This window comes from Aquibium microcysteis (assembly GCF_014495845.1).
Lineage (GTDB): Bacteria > Pseudomonadota > Alphaproteobacteria > Rhizobiales > Rhizobiaceae > Aquibium > Aquibium microcysteis.
In genome coordinates this window covers 1,503,434-1,519,517 of record NZ_CP061080.1, presented here as the reverse complement: position 1 = coordinate 1,519,517, position 16,084 = coordinate 1,503,434, and the positions used below count along the sequence as shown (strand labels likewise).

15 protein-coding genes are annotated in these 16,084 nt (G+C 66.7%); all 15 read left to right on the top strand.

Annotation, left to right across the window (positions count from 1 at the left end; all coding sequences use genetic code 11):
- Nucleotides 1–93 precede the first annotated feature (93 nt).
- The 15 genes from IAI54_RS06995 (at nt 94) to IAI54_RS06925 (ending at nt 16,081) form a co-directional block, all read left to right on the top strand.
- On the top strand, nt 94–1,350 hold the full coding sequence (locus tag IAI54_RS06995) for an NADH-quinone oxidoreductase subunit E (RefSeq protein ID WP_187971659.1): 1,257 nt from the start codon (nt 94–96) through the stop codon (nt 1,348–1,350).
- The gene (locus IAI54_RS06990) at nt 1,350–1,604 is read left to right on the top strand and encodes a hypothetical protein (RefSeq protein ID WP_187971658.1); all 255 of its coding nucleotides are present in this window, start codon (nt 1,350–1,352) and stop codon (nt 1,602–1,604) included. Before IAI54_RS06995 ends, IAI54_RS06990 begins: the two co-directional genes overlap by 1 nt.
- Complete coding sequence (gene nuoF, locus IAI54_RS06985; RefSeq protein ID WP_187971657.1) at nt 1,594–2,898, top strand: NADH-quinone oxidoreductase subunit NuoF; 1,305 nt, start codon at nt 1,594–1,596, stop codon at nt 2,896–2,898. Before IAI54_RS06990 ends, nuoF begins: the two co-directional genes overlap by 11 nt.
- Before the next feature lie 72 nt (nt 2,899–2,970).
- Nucleotides 2,971–3,552, top strand: coding sequence for a hypothetical protein (locus IAI54_RS06980; protein WP_187971656.1), 582 nt, complete (start codon nt 2,971–2,973; stop codon nt 3,550–3,552).
- A gap of 155 nt (nt 3,553–3,707) precedes the next feature.
- Complete coding sequence (gene nuoG, locus IAI54_RS06975) at nt 3,708–5,789, top strand: NADH-quinone oxidoreductase subunit NuoG (RefSeq protein ID WP_187971655.1); 2,082 nt, start codon at nt 3,708–3,710, stop codon at nt 5,787–5,789.
- 10 nt (nt 5,790–5,799) lie between these two features.
- Nucleotides 5,800–6,846, top strand: coding sequence for an NADH-quinone oxidoreductase subunit NuoH (gene nuoH / locus IAI54_RS06970; RefSeq protein ID WP_187971654.1), 1,047 nt, complete (start codon nt 5,800–5,802; stop codon nt 6,844–6,846).
- On the top strand, nt 6,843–7,034 hold the full coding sequence (locus IAI54_RS06965) for a hypothetical protein (RefSeq protein WP_187971653.1): 192 nt from the start codon (nt 6,843–6,845) through the stop codon (nt 7,032–7,034). The genes nuoH and IAI54_RS06965 overlap by 4 nt, the downstream gene beginning before the upstream one ends.
- Nucleotides 7,035–7,036: 2 nt before the next feature.
- Nucleotides 7,037–7,528, top strand: coding sequence for an NADH-quinone oxidoreductase subunit NuoI (nuoI, locus tag IAI54_RS06960; protein WP_187971652.1), 492 nt, complete (start codon nt 7,037–7,039; stop codon nt 7,526–7,528).
- A 122-nt stretch (nt 7,529–7,650) separates the two neighbouring features.
- Complete coding sequence (locus IAI54_RS06955; protein WP_187971651.1) at nt 7,651–8,271, top strand: NADH-quinone oxidoreductase subunit J; 621 nt, start codon at nt 7,651–7,653, stop codon at nt 8,269–8,271.
- A gap of 9 nt (nt 8,272–8,280) precedes the next feature.
- Nucleotides 8,281–8,589, top strand: a complete 309-nt coding sequence (gene nuoK, locus IAI54_RS06950) for an NADH-quinone oxidoreductase subunit NuoK (protein ID WP_187971650.1) — start codon at nt 8,281–8,283, stop codon at nt 8,587–8,589.
- A 10-nt stretch (nt 8,590–8,599) separates the two neighbouring features.
- The gene (nuoL, locus tag IAI54_RS06945) at nt 8,600–10,594 is read left to right on the top strand and encodes an NADH-quinone oxidoreductase subunit L (protein WP_187971649.1); all 1,995 of its coding nucleotides are present in this window, start codon (nt 8,600–8,602) and stop codon (nt 10,592–10,594) included.
- A complete protein-coding gene (locus IAI54_RS06940; protein WP_187971648.1) occupies nt 10,594–12,111 on the top strand; it encodes an NADH-quinone oxidoreductase subunit M in 1,518 nt (505 codons plus the stop codon). Before nuoL ends, IAI54_RS06940 begins: the two co-directional genes overlap by 1 nt.
- A 16-nt stretch (nt 12,112–12,127) precedes the next feature.
- Nucleotides 12,128–13,564: an NADH-quinone oxidoreductase subunit NuoN gene (gene nuoN, locus IAI54_RS06935; protein ID WP_187971647.1), complete on the top strand. Its 1,437-nt coding sequence runs from the start codon at nt 12,128–12,130 to the stop codon at nt 13,562–13,564.
- Between the two features lie 4 nt (nt 13,565–13,568).
- Nucleotides 13,569–14,399 carry a biotin--[acetyl-CoA-carboxylase] ligase gene (locus tag IAI54_RS06930; RefSeq protein ID WP_187971646.1) on the top strand — a complete coding sequence of 277 codons (831 nt, stop codon included), beginning with the start codon at nt 13,569–13,571 and terminating at the stop codon, nt 14,397–14,399.
- Nucleotides 14,400–14,407: 8 nt separating this feature from the next.
- Complete coding sequence (locus IAI54_RS06925; RefSeq protein WP_187971645.1) at nt 14,408–16,081, top strand: ribonuclease J; 1,674 nt, start codon at nt 14,408–14,410, stop codon at nt 16,079–16,081.
- Nucleotides 16,082–16,084: the final 3 nt, after the last annotated feature.

Sequence of the window (16,084 nt, the reverse complement as noted above, 5' to 3'; positions counted from 1 at the left end):
TTTCGTGTTCAATATGCGGCGTCGAAGCACTGGCCTTTTGCCGTGCGTGTGTTAGAACGCGCCGCAACATAAGCAGCAAAAACATGGGGCGCCATGTCCGTCCGCCGTCTCGCAGAGCCAGCCGTCCAGCCAGCATCTTTCGCCTTCGACGCGGCGAAAGCGGCTGAAGTCCGGACCTGGATCGCCAAGTACCCCAAGGGCCGTGAACAGTCCGCAGTGATCCCGCTCCTCATGCTGGCGCAGGATCAGGAAGGCTGGGTGACCAAGGCCGCCATCGAGCACGTCGCCGAGATGCTGGCCATGCCCTACATCCGCGTCCTCGAGGTCGCGACCTTCTATACCCAGTTCCAGCTGAAGCCGGTCGGAACCCGCGCCCATATCCAGGTCTGCGGCACCACGCCCTGCATGCTGCGCGGCTCCGAAGCGCTGATGGACGTCTGCCGCTCGAAGATCCATCACGATCCGTTCCACACCAACGCCGACGGCACGCTGTCCTGGGAAGAGGTCGAGTGCCTCGGCGCCTGCGTCAACGCGCCGATGGTGATGATCTTCAAGGACACCTACGAGGACCTGACTCCGGAACGCCTCGCCGCCATCATCGACGAGTTCGAGGCCGGCCGCGGCGACATGGTCAAGACCGGCCCGCAGACCGACCGCTGGTTCTCGGCGCCGGCATCCGGCTTCACGGCGCTGAAGGACGAGAAGAACGTGCTGAAGGCGACGCGCGCCGCGCCGTCGACGCCCCCCGCGGCCCAGCCGAAGGCCGACGCCGCTTCGCCTTCGCCGTCACAGGCGGCCCGGCCGAAGACGGACGCTGCGGAAACCAATCCGGCGATCAAGTCGCCATCCGACGTCAAGGTCAGCCCGACCGTCGAGAAGGCTGCGAGCGTGGAAACTCCCAGGGAGGATGCCGCCGCCGCCAACAAGGCCGAGCCGCTGGTCGAGGGCGTCGCCAAGGAGCGTTCCGCGCGCACGCCTTCGGATGTCGAGGTTTCGTCGGCCGAAGGCCTGAAGGCGCAGGACCAGGCGGCGCAGGCCGGCCCGGACGTCGCGTCCGCGCCGTCGCTCGACGATCCGGACCGCCCCGCCGCCGTCGAGCGTCCGGCGACGCCAGACGATCTGCAGATGATCTCCGGCATCGGTCCCCGGATCGAGTCCACCCTGCATTCGATCGGTGTCTTCACCTTCGCGCAGATCGCGGTGTGGACAGCCGAGGAGCGGGCCTGGGTCGACGGCTACCTTCGGTTCCGCGGGCGCATCGACCGCGAAAACTGGGTCGCCCAGGCCAAGGCCCTCGCAGAAGGCGGCGAAGATGAATATATGCGGGTCTTCGGCAGGAAGCCCCGCTGATGGCGAACTGCTCCGCCAGTTCCTGCGACGGGCGCTTCGGGCTCACCGAGTGCGCCCGCATGACGGTTCTCAAGACGTCGGTCGCGCTCGCCGTGTTCCTGGGCGCAGGTCTCGTCACCGGCGACGGCGGCTGGTATGCGCTCGCCGCCGTCCTCGTCTCGTTCTCGACACTCGTCGTCGGCCTGCAGGTGCTCCTGACCGGCAGCCGTTCCTCCGACGACACGAAACCTTCGGTGAATAGCCATGCTCGCTGACAAGGATCGCATCTTCACCAACATCTACGGCCGCTTCGACAAGTCGCTGAAGGGCGCGCAGGCGCGCGGCCACTGGGACGACACGGCCGGGATTATCGCCAAGGGCCGCGACTGGATCATCAACGAGATGAAGGCATCGGGCCTGCGCGGTCGCGGCGGCGCCGGCTTCCCGACCGGTCTCAAATGGTCGTTCATGCCCAAGCAGAGCGACGGCCGTCCGTCGTATCTTGTCGTCAATGCCGACGAATCGGAGCCCGGCACCTGCAAGGACCGCGAGATCCTGCGGCACGATCCGCACACCCTCGTCGAGGGCTGCCTGATCGCCGGCTTCGCCATGGGTGCCATCGCCGCCTACATCTACGTGCGCGGCGAATTCATCCGCGAGCGCGAGGCGCTGCAGCGGGCGATCGACGAGGCCTATGATGCCGGCCTGATCGGCAAGGGCAACAAGAACGGCTACGACTTCGACATCTACGTCCACCACGGCGCCGGCGCCTATATCTGCGGCGAGGAGACCGCGCTGCTCGAGAGCCTGGAGGGCAAGAAGGGCCAGCCGCGCCTCAAGCCGCCGTTCCCGGCCAATGTCGGCCTCTACGGCTGCCCGACCACCGTCAACAACGTCGAATCGATCGCTGTGGCGCCGACCATCCTGCGCCGCGGCGCCGCCTGGTTCTCCTCGATCGGCCGGCCGAACAACGTCGGCACCAAGCTCTTCATGCTGGTCGGCCACGTCAATACGCCCTGCACGGTGGAAGAAGAGATGGGCATCTCCTTCCGCGAGCTGGTCGAGAAGCACGGCGGCGGCATCCGCGGCGGCTGGGACAATCTGCTCGCCGTCATCCCCGGCGGCGCGTCCTGCCCGGTCGTCAAGGCCGAGGACATCATCGACTGCCCGATGGACTTCGACGGCCTGCGCGAGCGGAAGTCGTCCTTCGGCACGGCGGCGGTCATCGTCATGGACAAGTCGACCGACATCGTGAAGGCCATTGCCCGGCTCTCCTACTTCTTCAAGCACGAGAGCTGCGGCCAGTGCACGCCCTGCCGCGAAGGCACCGGCTGGATGTGGCGCGTGATGGAGCGGCTGGTGCGCGGCGAGGCGCACAAGCGCGAGATCGACATGCTGCTCGACGTCACCAAGCAGGTCGAGGGCCACACGATCTGCGCGCTGGGCGACGCCGCCGCTTGGCCGATCCAGGGACTGATCCGCAACTTCCGGCCCGAGATCGAGCGCCGCATCGACGAGTTCAGCCGCAACGCGCACCGCCACGAACCGGTGCTGGTGGCGGCCGAGTAGTGAGAACAGGCCGAACGGCCGCGTAAGAGGAGACGACCGGGGCGAGACGTCAGCGCGACGAGGAGACCTGCCATGTCGATCCGTTCGGCACCACCCGAGCGACCCGAGACCACGATGATGGACGCGAAGCTTCAGGATATCGGCCGCGATCTGGCCGCAGCATTTCCGTCGGCCTTCGGCGGCGACGCCGAGGCGGTGAAGCGCAGCATCGCGACGTCGGCTGCCATGGCGGCCTTCGGCGCGGGCATGGCGGGACACGCCTTCGGCGTCTGGTTGAGCGCGGTGTCGAGTTCGCTCGAAGTGGCGCAGCGCCTGACGGCGCTGACGGCCGGCGTCGCAGAGCCCGAGGCTCGGCCGGACGTTCGGCAGCCGGCCGCGCCGGGTGTCGACCAACCGGCGCCGGCCGCTGCGGCCCCGGCCCGGCGGACGGACGGGGAAGGATCGGACGCGCGGGACGACCTCAAGGCGATCGGCGGCATCGGTCCGAAGCTGGAAAAGGTGCTGAACGGGCTCGGCATCCGGACCTACGCGCAACTCGCCGCGCTGACGGAAGCCGAGGTCCTTCGGCTCGACGAGCAGTTGGGCTTTCGCGGCCGGATCGCGCGCGACGAATGGCTGAAGCAGGCTGCCGCGCTCGCCGCGGCGAAGGCCTGAGGGGACGACGAGACGGGGGTCGGTCCGGCGGGACGGATGGCGGGCGGCGCGCGCCATGTTGCGCTGCGGCGGACATCCGGCGTATGGGACCGGTCGAGAGACTGTGAAGACGAGAATGCGGCGTCGCTGGAGCGCCGCGGAGATCGGAAGACGGCATGGCTAAGATCAAGGTCGACGGGAAAGAGATCGAGGTACCCGACCACTTCACGCTGCTGCAGGCGGCGGAGGAGGCCGGTGCGGAGGTCCCCCGCTTCTGTTTCCACGAGCGGCTGTCGATCGCCGGCAACTGCCGCATGTGCCTGGTCGAGGTGAAGGGCGGCCCGCCGAAGCCCGCTGCCTCCTGCGCCATGGGCGTGCGCGATTTGCGCCCCGGCCCCAACGGCGAGGCACCCGAGATCTTCACCAACACGCCGATGGTCAAGAAGGCGCGCGAGGGGGTGATGGAGTTCCTCCTCATCAACCATCCGCTCGACTGCCCGATCTGCGACCAGGGCGGCGAGTGCGACCTGCAGGACCAGGCGATGGCCTTCGGCGTCGACGCCTCGCGCTACCACGAGAACAAGCGCGCGGTCGAAGACAAGTACATCGGCCCGCTGGTCAAGACCATCATGACGCGCTGCATCCACTGCACGCGCTGCGTGAGGTTCACGACGGAAGTGGCTGGAATCTCCGAACTCGGCCTGATCGGCCGCGGCGAGGATGCCGAGATCACCACCTATCTCGAACAGGCGATGACCTCGGAACTCCAGGGCAACGTCATCGACCTCTGCCCGGTCGGTGCACTGACCTCGAAGCCCTACGCCTTCCAGGCCCGGCCCTGGGAGCTGACCAAGACCGAATCGATCGACGTCATGGACGCCGTCGGCTCCGCGATCCGCGTCGACACGCGCGGCCGCGAGGTTATGCGCATCCTGCCGCGCGTCAACGACCAGGTGAACGAGGAGTGGATCTCCGACAAGACCCGCTTCGTCTGGGACGGCCTGCGCGCGCAGCGGCTCGACCGGCCCTACGTCCGCCGCAACGGCCGGCTGGCCCCCGCCTCCTGGGCCGAAGCCTTCGCTGCCATCAAGGAGAAGGTCGCGGCCGCGAAGCCGGACCGCATCGGCGCGATCGCCGGCGATCTCGCCAGCGTCGAGGAGATGTACGCTCTGAAGGCGCTGATGACGGCGCTCGGGTCGGCGAACGTCGACTGCCGCCAGGACGGCGCCGCTCTCGATCCGTCGTTCGGGCGCGCCTCCTATCTCTTCAACCCCACCATCGAGGGCATCGAGAGCGCAGACGCGCTGCTGATCATCGGCTCCAACCCGCGCTTCGAGGCATCGGTCCTCAATGCGCGGATCCGCAAGCGCTGGCGCATGGGCAACTTCCCGATCGGCGTCATCGGGGAGGCGGCCGATCTGCGCTACGACCACGAGATGCTCGGCGCCGGTACCGAGACCCTGAAGGACCTGGCCGCCGGCAGCCTGTCCTTCCTCGACGCGCTGAAGAAGGCCGCGCGGCCGATGGTCATCGTCGGCCAGGGCTCGCTCGCCCGTCCCGACGGCGCGGCCGTGCTGTCGCTGGCGGCGAAGATCGCCTCCGACGTCGGCGCTGTCGCCGACGGCTGGAACGGCTTCGGCGTGCTGCACACGGCGGCGGCACGCGTCGGCGGCCTCGACATCGGCTTCGTGCCGGGCGAAGGTGGCCTCAGCGTGGCCGGCATGATGGGCGCGCTCGACGTGCTCTTCCTGCTCGGCGCCGACGAGATCGACACGGCGGCCATCGGCCAGGCCTTCACGGTCTATGTCGGCAGCCATGGCGACCGGGGCGCGCACCGCGCCGACGTCATCCTGCCGGGAGCCACCTACACCGAGAAGTCGGGCACCTACGTCAACACCGAAGGCCGAGTCCAGATGACCACCCGCGCCGGCTTCGCGCCGGGCGAGGCGAAGGAGGACTGGGCGATCCTGCGTGCGCTGTCGGACGTTCTGGGCAGGAAGCTGCCCTACGATTCGCTGGCGCAGCTGCGCGCGAAGCTCTACGCGGAACACCCGCATCTCGCCGGAATCGACGACATCGCCGCCGGCGATCCGGCCGACGTCGCGAGGCTGGGGGCCATGGGCGGCGAGATCGGCAATGCGCGCTTCGTGCCGGCGATCGGCGACTTCTATCTGACCAATCCGATCGCGCGCGCCTCGGCGGTGATGGCCGAATGCTCGGCTCTCGCCCGCGACGGGTTCAAGCAGGCAGCGGAGTAGGGCAGGGACCATGGAAGACTTCTTCTCGATCTACGTCCTGCCGGCGCTGATCATCCTGCTCAAGTCGGTCGTCCTGATCGTCGTGCTGCTGATCCTGGTGGCCTATCTGCTCTATGCCGACCGCAAGATCTGGGCTGCCGTGCAGCGCCGCCGCGGCCCCAACGTCGTCGGCCCCTGGGGCCTTTTCCAGGCCTTCGCCGATCTCCTGAAGTTCGTCTTCAAGGAGCCGGTCATTCCGTCGGGTGCCAACAAGGGCGTCTTCCTGCTGGCGCCGCTCGTTTCGGCGGTGCTGGCCATCTCGGCCTGGGCGGTCATCCCGGTCGCACCGGGATGGGCCATCGCCGACATCAACGTCGGCATCCTGTTCGTCTTCGCCATCTCCTCGCTCGAGGTCTATGGCGTGATCATGGGCGGATGGGCGTCGAACTCGAAGTACCCCTTCCTCGGTGCCCTGCGGTCCGCCGCGCAGATGGTGTCCTACGAGGTCTCGATCGGCTTCGTCATCGTCACCGTCCTGCTCTGCGTCGGTTCGCTGAACCTGTCGGCGATCGTGCTGTCGCAGGTCGACGGCCTCGGCACCATGCTCGGTCTGCCCAACAGCTTCCTCGACTGGCACTGGCTCGGGCTGTTCCCGATGTTCGTGATCTTCTTCATCTCGGCGCTGGCCGAGACGAACCGTCCGCCCTTCGACCTCGTGGAGGCCGAATCGGAGCTCGTCGCCGGCCACATGCTGGAATATTCCTCGACGCCGTTCCTGCTGTTCTTCCTCGGCGAATACGTGGCGATCGTGCTGATGTGCGCGCTCACCACCATTCTGTTCCTCGGCGGATGGCTGCCGCCCTTCGACTTCGCCCCCTTCACCTGGGTGCCGGGCGTCATCTGGTTCGTGCTCAAGGTCTGCTTCGTCTTCTTCATGTTCGCCATGGTGAAGGCCTTCGTGCCGCGCTACCGCTACGACCAGCTGATGCGGCTGGGCTGGAAGGTGTTCCTGCCGATCTCGCTGTTCATGGTCGTCGCCACGGCGGCCTTCCTCAAGATTACGGGGCTGTCGGCATGACTGCGGGCGTCGTCGGCGCCCTGGCCGGTCTGGCGATTGCCATCGCCGACTTCGCGCTGCTGCGCCTGCTCGCCAGCCGCGTCGAGCTTCCCGAGACGAAACGCGTCCTCACCATCACGGGCATGAGCCAGCTGGTGCTCCTGCCCATCGTGGGCTTCTTCGTGGCCCCCCTGTTTGCCGGAGAATAGCCATGTCGGCCCTTGCACAAGCCGCCAAGTCACTGCTCCTGAAGGAATTCGTCGGCGCCTTCTTCCTGTCGATGCGGCAGCTGTTCGCGCCGAAATACACGATCAACTATCCGCACGAGAAGGGTCCGCTCAGCCCGCGCTTCCGCGGCGAGCACGCGCTGCGCCGCTATCCCAACGGCGAGGAACGCTGCATCGCCTGCAAGCTTTGCGAGGCGATCTGTCCGGCACAGGCCATCACCATCGAGGCCGGACCGCGCCGCAACGACGGCACGCGCCGCACGGTGCGCTACGACATCGACATGGTGAAGTGCATCTATTGCGGCTTCTGCCAGGAGGCCTGCCCGGTCGACGCGATCGTGGAGGGACCGAATTTCGAGTTCTCGACCGAGACGCGCGAGGAACTCTACTACGACAAGGAAAAGCTGCTCGCCAACGGCGACCGCTGGGAGCGCGAGATCGCGCGCAACATCGCTCTGGATTCGCCCTACAGGTGATCCGCCAATGATGGACGAGCAGGGCCTGCTCGTCTAAGGGACAACGCGGTTCCGGACCGGCACGATCCGGGGGCCGCTCAAGGACACAGCGCAGGCTGTGCCGCCGAAACCGGGGGAAACCCATGCTGACAGGACTAGAGGCGATCTTCTTCTACGTGTTCGCCTTCATCGCGGTGGCGAGCGCCTTCATGGTGATCGCGGCCCGCAACCCCGTGCATTCCGTGCTCTGGCTGATCCTGACCTTCTTCAACGCCGCCGGGCTCTTCCTGCTCACGGGCGCGGAGTTCCTGGCGATGATCCTGCTCGTCGTCTATGTCGGCGCCGTGGCAGTGCTGTTCCTCTTCGTCGTCATGATGCTCGACGTCGACTTCGCCGAACTGAAGCAGGGTGCGCTGCAATATGCGCCGATCGGGGCGCTGGTCGGGCTGATCCTCGCGGCCGAACTCATCGTCGTCGTCGGCGGCTACACGCTGGCACCGCAGCTCGCCGGCGAGATCACGCGGCCGATCCCGCCCATGGAAGTCCGCTCCAACACCGCGGCGCTCGGCGACGTGCTCTACACCGACTTCCTTTTCTTCTTCCAGATCGCCGGCATGGTGCTGCTGGTGGCGATGATCGGCGCCATCGTGCTCACGCTGCGCCACAAGGAAGGCGTCAGGCGCCAGTCGATTCCCGCCCAGGTGGCCCGCACGCCGGCCACCGCCATCGAGGTGGTCGACGTCGAGACCGGCAAGGGAATCTGAGGTAGGACCATGGAAATCGGAATCGCGCATTTCCTCACCGTCTCGGCGATCCTGTTCACGCTCGGCGTGTTCGGCATCTTCCTGAACCGCAAGAACGTCATCATCATCCTGATGTCGGTCGAGCTCATCCTGCTCGCGGTCAACATCAACTTCGTCGCCTTCTCCGCGGAGCTCGGCGACCTCGTCGGACAGGTCTTCGCCCTGTTCGTGCTCACCGTCGCCGCCGCCGAGGCCGCGATCGGGCTCGCCATTCTCGTCGTCTTCTTCCGCAACCGCGGCTCGATCGACGTCGAAGACGTCAACATGATGAAGGGCTGATCGGCAGACCATGTATCACGCGATCGTCTTCCTCCCGCTCCTCGGCTTCCTGATCGCCGGCCTGTTCGGCAACGCGATCGGCGCGAAGGCTGCGGAATACGTCACCTCGGGCCTGCTCGTGGTCGCCGCGCTGCTGTCGTGGGTGGCCTTCTTCACCGTCGGCTTCGGCGAGGGCGAGGCCTTCACCGTGCCGGTGCTGCGCTTCATCGAGACCGCCGGCCTCAGCGTCTCGTGGGCCTTCCGCATCGACACGCTGACGGTGGTCATGCTGGTCGTGGTGAACTCCGTCTCCGCGCTCGTCCACATCTACTCGATCGGCTACATGCACCACGATCCGCATCGGCCGCGCTTCTTCGCCTACCTGTCGCTCTTTACCTTCGCCATGCTGATGCTGGTGACGTCGGACAACCTCGTCCAGATGTTCTTCGGCTGGGAGGGCGTCGGCCTCGCGTCCTACCTGCTGATCGGTTTCTGGTACAAGAAGCCTTCGGCCAATGCGGCCGCCATGAAGGCCTTCATCGTCAACCGCGTCGGCGACTTCGGCTTCGCGCTCGGCATCTTCGGCGTCTTCGTGCTGTTCGGCTCGATCGAATTCGGCACCATCTTCGCCAGCACCCAGGCCTTCATCCCGGCCGAGGGCGCGGAAGCGGCCGCGCATGGCCCCGCGGTGCTGAACTTCCTCGGCTACGAACTCGACCGCCATGCCGCGATCACCGTCGTCTGCCTGCTGCTCTTCATGGGCGCCATGGGCAAGTCGGCGCAGGTGCCGCTGCACACCTGGCTGCCTGACGCCATGGAGGGCCCGACCCCCGTGTCGGCGCTGATCCATGCCGCGACCATGGTCACGGCGGGCGTCTTCATGGTCGCGCGCCTGTCGCCGATCTTCGAACTGTCGCACACGGCGCTTCTCGTCGTCACCGTCATCGGTGCCTTCACCGCCTTCTTCGCGGCGACGGTCGGCCTCGTCCAGAACGACATCAAGCGCGTCATCGCCTATTCGACCTGCTCGCAGCTCGGCTACATGTTCGTTGCCATCGGGCTCGGCTTCTATTCGGCGGCCATCTTCCACCTGTTCACGCACGCCTTCTTCAAGGCGCTGCTGTTCCTCGGCTCCGGCTCGGTCATCCATGCCGTGTCGGACGAGCAGGACATGCGGCGCATGGGCGGACTGCGCAAGCTGATCCCGTGGACCTACTGGATGATGGTCATCGGCACGCTTGCGCTCACCGGCGTCGGCATCCCCGTAACCATCATCGGCACGGCCGGCTTCTTCTCCAAGGACGCCATCATCGAGGGCGCCTTCGCCGCCCACTCGGCCGCCGCACCCTTCGCCTTCGTGCTGCTCGTCGTGGCGGCCATGTTCACCAGCTTCTACTCCTGGCGGCTGATCTTCATGACCTTCCACGGCAAGCCGCGCGCCACCGCCGACGTCATGCATCACGTGCACGAATCGCCGATGGTCATGCTGGTGCCTCTCTTCGTGCTGGCCTTCGGCGCGCTGTTCGCCGGTATCGTCTTCCATGATTTCTTCATCGGCCACGGCTATGACGAATTCTGGAAGGGCGCGCTGTTCATCCTCCCCGAGAACCACATCCTGCACGAGTTCCACGACGTGCCGCTGTGGGTGAAGCTCGCGCCGCTGGCGGCCATGCTCGCCGGCTTCGCCGTCGCCTTCCAGTTCTACATCCGCTCGCCGGAGACGCCGAAGCGGCTTGCCGCCCAGCATCGCGGGCTCTACGCCTTCCTGCTCAACAAGTGGTACTTCGACGAGCTGTACGACGTCCTGTTCGTGCGGCCCGCCAAGCGCCTCGGCCACTTCCTGTGGAAGACCGGCGACGGCCGCGTCATCGACGGGCTCGGCCCCGACGGTATCTCGGCCCGCGTCGGCGACGTCACCGCCCGCGTGGTCAAGCTGCAGAGCGGTTTCCTCTACCACTACGCCTTCGCCATGCTCATCGGCGTCGCCGCGCTCGTGACCTGGATGATGCTGGGGAGCAATTTCTGATGTCTGAGTGGCCCATCCTCTCCACGGTCACCTTCCTGCCGCTGGTCGGCGCCTTCCTCATCCTGATGATCCGGGACGAGGGCGCGGCGGCGCGCCGCAACATCCGCAACGTCGCGCTGTTCACCACCGCCTTCACCTTCGTCCTGTCGCTGTTCATCTGGGCGGCGTTCGATCCGGGCACGGCCGGCTTCCAGTTCGTCGAGAAGACCGAGTGGCTCGGCTCCGGCATCGCCTACCACATGGGCGTCGACGGCATCTCGATGCTGTTCGTCATCCTGACGACCTTCCTGATGCCGCTCTGCATCCTCGCCTCCTGGGAGGCGGTGGAGAAGCGCGTCAAGGAATACATGATCGCCTTCCTGGTGCTCGAGACGCTGATGATCGGCGTGTTCTGCGCGCTCGACATCGTGCTGTTCTACGTCTTCTTCGAGGCCGGCCTGATCCCGATGTTCATCATCATCGGCGTGTGGGGCGGCAAGCGGCGCGTGTATGCCTCGTTCAAGTTCTTCCTCTATACGCTGCTCGGCTCGGTGCTGATGATGCTGGCCATCATGGCCATGTACTGGCAGGCCGGCACCACCGACATCCCGACGCTGCTCGCCCATGATTTCCCGGCGAACATGCAGACCTGGCTGTGGCTTGCCTTCTTCGCCTCCTTCGCGGTGAAGATGCCGATGTGGCCGGTGCACACCTGGCTGCCCGACGCGCACGTGGAGGCCCCGACGGCCGGCTCCGTCATCCTCGCCGGCATCCTGCTCAAGATGGGTGGCTACGGCTTCCTGCGCTTCTCGCTGCCGATGTTCCCGCTCGCCTCGGCCGACTTCGCGCCCTTCGTCTTCGCGCTGTCGGTCATCGCCATCATCTACACCTCGCTGGTGGCGCTGATGCAGGAGGACATCAAGAAGCTGATCGCCTATTCGTCCGTCGCCCACATGGGCTTCGTCACCATGGGCATCTTCACGATGAACGAGATCGGCATCCAGGGCGCGGTGTTCCAGATGCTGTCGCACGGCCTCGTCTCCGGCGCGCTGTTCCTGTGCGTCGGCGTCGTCTACGACCGCATGCACACCCGCGAGATCGCCGCCTATGGCGGCCTCGTCAACAACATGCCGAAATACGCGGTGGTGTTCCTGATCCTCACCATGGCCAATGTCGGCCTGCCGGGCACGTCCGGCTTCGTGGGCGAGTTCATGACGCTGCTCGGCGCCTTCCAGGCCAACACCTGGGTCGCCTTCTTCGCCACCACCGGCGTCATCCTCTCGGCCGCCTACGCGCTGTGGCTCTACCGCCGCGTGGTCTTCGGTGCCCTGACCAAGGACAGCCTGAAGGGGCTCCTCGACCTGTCTGTCCGGGAAAAGGCGGTGATCTATCCGCTGGTCGCCCTGGTGATCTTCTTCGGCGTCTATCCGTCGCCGATCCTCGACGCGACGGCCGCCTCGGTCGAAGCGCTCGTCAGCAACGTCACTGCCTCGATCGACGCCGGGCGGGCCACCGCCGCGGCCGCTCTGGCGCAGTAAAAGGTTTGGTGGGACGATGACGCCTGAACTCTCCTTCAGCCTGGCACTGGCCACACCCGAACTGATGCTGGCCGTCGGCGCGATGGCCATGCTGATGGTCGGCGTGTTTTCCGGCGAGCGGTCGACGACCTTGGTCAATGGCCTGTCGGTCGCCATTCTCGTCGCTGCCGGCGCCTGGATGCTGTTCTTCGGCGAGAACGGCCTCGGCTTCAACGGCGTCTTCGTCAGCGATCCCTTCGCCCGCTTCATGAAGATGCTGACGCTGATCGGGTCGATCGTCACGCTCGTCATGTCGGTCGGCTTCGCCAAGGCCGAGAAATTCGACAAGTTCGAGTTCCCGGTGCTGATCCTGCTTTCGACGCTCGGCATGCTGCTGATGGTGTCGGCCAACGACATGATCACGCTCTACATGGGCCTCGAGCTGCAGTCGCTGGCCGCCTACGTCATCGCCGCCATCAACCGCGATTCCGTCCGTTCGACGGAGGCCGGCCTCAAGTATTTCGTCCTCGGCGCGCTTTCGTCGGGCATGCTGCTCTACGGCATCAGCCTCGTCTACGGCTACACAGGCAACACCGGCTTCGACGAGATCGCCGCGGTTCTGGCGGGCGGCGAGCGTCAGCTCGGCCTCGTCTTCGGCCTGGTCTTCGTGCTCGCCGGTCTCGCCTTCAAGATCTCGGCCGTGCCCTTCCACATGTGGACGCCCGACGTCTACGAGGGCGCGCCGACGCCGGTCACCGCCTTCTTCGCCGCCGCGCCCAAGATGGCCGCCATGGCGCTGATCGTTCGCGTCACCATGGGCGCCTTCGAGCCGATCGCCTTCGACTGGCAGCAGATCGTCGTCTTCATTTCCATCGCATCGATGCTGCTCGGCGCCTTCGCTGCGATCGGCCAGCGCAACATCAAGCGGCTGATGGCCTATTCGTCCATCGGCCACATGGGCTACGCGATGGTCGGCCTCGCCGCCAATTCGCAGGCGGGCGTGCGCGGCGTCGCGCTCTACATGCTGATCTACCTGATCATGACGCTGGGCACCTTCGCCTTCATCCTGGCGATGCGCCGCAAGGAGGGGAACGTCGAGCAGATCGACGATCTCGCAGGCCTGTCGTCCACCAACCCGATGATGGCGACCATCCTCACCATCATGATGTTCTCGCTGGCCGGCATCCCCTGGCTCGCCGGCTTCTGGGCCAAGTGGTACGTCTTCCTCGCCGCGATCGACTCCGGCCTCTATGCGCTCGCCGTCATCGGCGTTCTGGCCTCGGTCGTTGGCGCCTACTACTATCTGCGCGTCATCAAGATCATGTGGTTCGACGAGGCGACCGGCGGCTTCCAGCCCATGGCCGGCGAACTGCGTCTGGTCATGACGGTCGCGGGCGCCTTCGTCTTCTTCTATGTGCTGATCGGCGGTCCGATCGAGTCCATGGCGGAAGCCGCTGCCGGCACGTTCTTCTGAGCCGATGGGATTTGTCCTCGCGCCGACTGCCCTGAGCGAAGGCTACCGTCTCGAAGCCTTCGACAGCATCGGCTCGACCAACGCGGAGGCGATCGACCGCGCGCGGGCGGGCGATCCCGGGCGTCTCTGGCTCGCCGCGAGGCGCCAGGAGACCGGCCGCGGCCGGCGCGGCCGCGTCTGGGAAACCCCGTCCGGCAATCTCGCCGCCACGCTCATGCTCGTCGACTGCTGCCCGCTGCCGCAGGCCGCTACGCTGGGCTTCGTCGCCGGCCTCGCCCTGTCCGACGCGCTGTCGGCCGTGGCACCGGGCACGCACATCGCCGTCGCTCCCGACGGCGGGCAGGGGCGCGGGGGCGCCGGCCGCTACGAACTCAAATGGCCGAACGACGTGCTTGCGCACGGCGCCAAGCTCGCCGGGATCCTGCTGGAATCGGTCGTGCTGCCGGAGGGACGCTTCGCCGTGGCGATCGGCATCGGCGTCAACGTCGTGGCGCACCCGCAGGACCTGCCTTATCCGGCGACCTCGCTCGCGGCATTGGGCGCCGACTGCACTGCCGAGACGCTCTTTCTCGCCCTCACGGATGCCTGGCTGCGCCACGAGCGCAGCTGGAACGGGGGCAGGGGACTGTCTGCCATACGCACCGCCTGGCTTGCGCGCGCCGCCGGCCTCGGTGCCGGCGTCGCCGTCAGGATCGGGGACGCGGTGGTGCGGGGCACATTCGAGACGATCGACGAGGAGTGCCGCTTCCTCGTCCGCGACGAGGCGGGCCGCATCTGGCCCGTGGCGGCAGGTGACGTCCATTTCGGAGCCGTGGCATCGGTCGCGGCGATCTAGGAGAGAACATGGCGAAGAACACGAGCGACGAACTGGTCTTCGCGCCGCTCGGCGGCGTCGGCGAAATCGGCATGAACCTCGCGCTCTACGGCTTCGGGCCGCGCGAGCGGCGCGAGTGGATCATCGTCGACTGCGGCGTGACGTTCCCGGGTCCCGATCTGCCGGGCGTCGATCTCGTGCTGCCGGACATCCGCTTCATCGTGTCCGAGAAGAAGAACCTGCGCGGCATGATCATCACCCATGCCCACGAGGATCACTACGGCGCGCTGCTCGACCTGTGGCCGGAACTCGGCTGCCCCGTCTGGATGACGCCCTTCACCGCCGGCCTTCTGGAGGCCAAGCGTCAGTCGGAGCCCGGGTCGAAGCCGAAGATCCCGGTCGAGATCTACCGCGCGGGCGACCGCTTCGAGGTGGGTCCCTTCGCGATCGAGGCCATCGCCGTCACGCATTCCATTCCCGAGCCCGTCTCGCTCGCCATCGCCACGCCCGTCGGCAAGATCATCCACACCGGCGACTGGAAGATCGATCCGGCGCCCGAGATCGGGCCGATGACCGACGAGGCCCGGTTCCGCGCTCTCGGGGCGGAGGGCATCACGGCGCTGATCTGCGATTCCACGAATGCCATGCGCGATGGCGAATCACCGTCCGAGCAGGCGGTGGGGCAGGGGCTGCGTCAGGTGATCGAGGCCGCGCCCGGCCGCGTCGCCGTCACCACCTTCTCGTCCAATGTCGGGCGCATCCGCTCGATCGCCGAGGCCGCGCGCGACGCCGGACGGCAGTGTCTCGTGCTCGGACGGTCGCTGAAGCGCGTCATCGACGTCGCCACCGAACTCGGCTACATGGACGGCCTGCCGGAGTTCATCGCCGAGGAGGATTTCGGCTTCATCCCGCGCGAGAACCTCGTCGTCATCTGCACCGGCAGCCAGGGCGAGCCGAGGGCGGCGCTGGCCAAGCTCGCCCGCGACGAGATGAAGAGCGTCGCGCTGACGGCCGGCGACATCGTCGTCTTCTCGTCGCGCACCATTCCCGGCAACGAGAAGGGCATCCTCGAGATCAAGAACCAGCTGATCGAGCAGGGCATCCGCATCGTCGAGGACAACGAGGCGCTGGTGCACGTCTCCGGCCATCCGCGCCGCGCGGAACTGCGCCGCATGTACGAATGGGTTCGGCCGCAGATCCTCGTGCCGGTGCATGGCGAGGCCGCGCATCTGGTCGCGCAAGGCGCGCTCGGCGCCGCCGCCGGCATCCCGCATATCGGCCGCGTCCGCAACGGCGACGTGTTCCGGATCGCGCCCGGCGAGCCGGAGGTCGTCGATCAGGTGCCCTTCGGCCGCGTCTTCAAGGACGGCATGATCATCGGCAACGAGGAAGAGGTCGGCGTCAAGGACCGCCGCAAGCTCTCCTATGTCGGCCACGTCGCGGTCAACGTCGTCATGGACGAGAAGTACGACCTCGCCGGCGACCCCGACCTGATCGCCATCGGCCTGCCGAAGAACGACCGCGCCGGAGAGAACTTCGAGGACCTTCTCCTGGATGCGGCGATCGGCGCCGTTGAAAGCATCCCCCGTGTCAGGCGAAAAGACCTGGACCTCGTGCTCGAGGCCGTGCGGCGCGCGGTGCGCAACTCAGCCAACCAGGCCTGGGGCAAGAAGCCGATCGTCACGGTGTTCGTGACGCGGTGACGG

Excerpts from the sequence above, each read along its gene's own strand:
- IAI54_RS06925 (WP_187971645.1), top strand. The coding sequence starts at position 14,408 with ATGGCGAAGAACACGAGCGACGAACTGGTCTTCGCGCCGCTCGGCGGC.
- nuoK (WP_187971650.1), top strand. The coding sequence starts at position 8,281 with ATGGAAATCGGAATCGCGCATTTCCTCACCGTCTCGGCGATCCTGTTC.
- nuoI (WP_187971652.1), top strand. The coding sequence starts at position 7,037 with ATGTCGGCCCTTGCACAAGCCGCCAAGTCACTGCTCCTGAAGGAATTC.
- IAI54_RS06940 (WP_187971648.1), top strand. The coding sequence starts at position 10,594 with ATGTCTGAGTGGCCCATCCTCTCCACGGTCACCTTCCTGCCGCTGGTC.
- nuoN (WP_187971647.1), top strand. The coding sequence starts at position 12,128 with ATGACGCCTGAACTCTCCTTCAGCCTGGCACTGGCCACACCCGAACTG.
- IAI54_RS06995 (WP_187971659.1), top strand. The coding sequence starts at position 94 with ATGTCCGTCCGCCGTCTCGCAGAGCCAGCCGTCCAGCCAGCATCTTTC.
- nuoG (WP_187971655.1), top strand. The coding sequence starts at position 3,708 with ATGGCTAAGATCAAGGTCGACGGGAAAGAGATCGAGGTACCCGACCAC.
- IAI54_RS06955 (WP_187971651.1), top strand. The coding sequence starts at position 7,651 with ATGCTGACAGGACTAGAGGCGATCTTCTTCTACGTGTTCGCCTTCATC.
- nuoL (WP_187971649.1), top strand. The coding sequence starts at position 8,600 with ATGTATCACGCGATCGTCTTCCTCCCGCTCCTCGGCTTCCTGATCGCC.
- nuoF (WP_187971657.1), top strand. The coding sequence starts at position 1,594 with ATGCTCGCTGACAAGGATCGCATCTTCACCAACATCTACGGCCGCTTC.
- IAI54_RS06980 (WP_187971656.1), top strand. The coding sequence starts at position 2,971 with ATGTCGATCCGTTCGGCACCACCCGAGCGACCCGAGACCACGATGATG.
- nuoH (WP_187971654.1), top strand. The coding sequence starts at position 5,800 with ATGGAAGACTTCTTCTCGATCTACGTCCTGCCGGCGCTGATCATCCTG.
- IAI54_RS06930 (WP_187971646.1), top strand. The coding sequence starts at position 13,569 with ATGGGATTTGTCCTCGCGCCGACTGCCCTGAGCGAAGGCTACCGTCTC.
- IAI54_RS06965 (WP_187971653.1), top strand. The coding sequence starts at position 6,843 with ATGACTGCGGGCGTCGTCGGCGCCCTGGCCGGTCTGGCGATTGCCATC.
- IAI54_RS06990 (WP_187971658.1), top strand. The coding sequence starts at position 1,350 with ATGGCGAACTGCTCCGCCAGTTCCTGCGACGGGCGCTTCGGGCTCACC.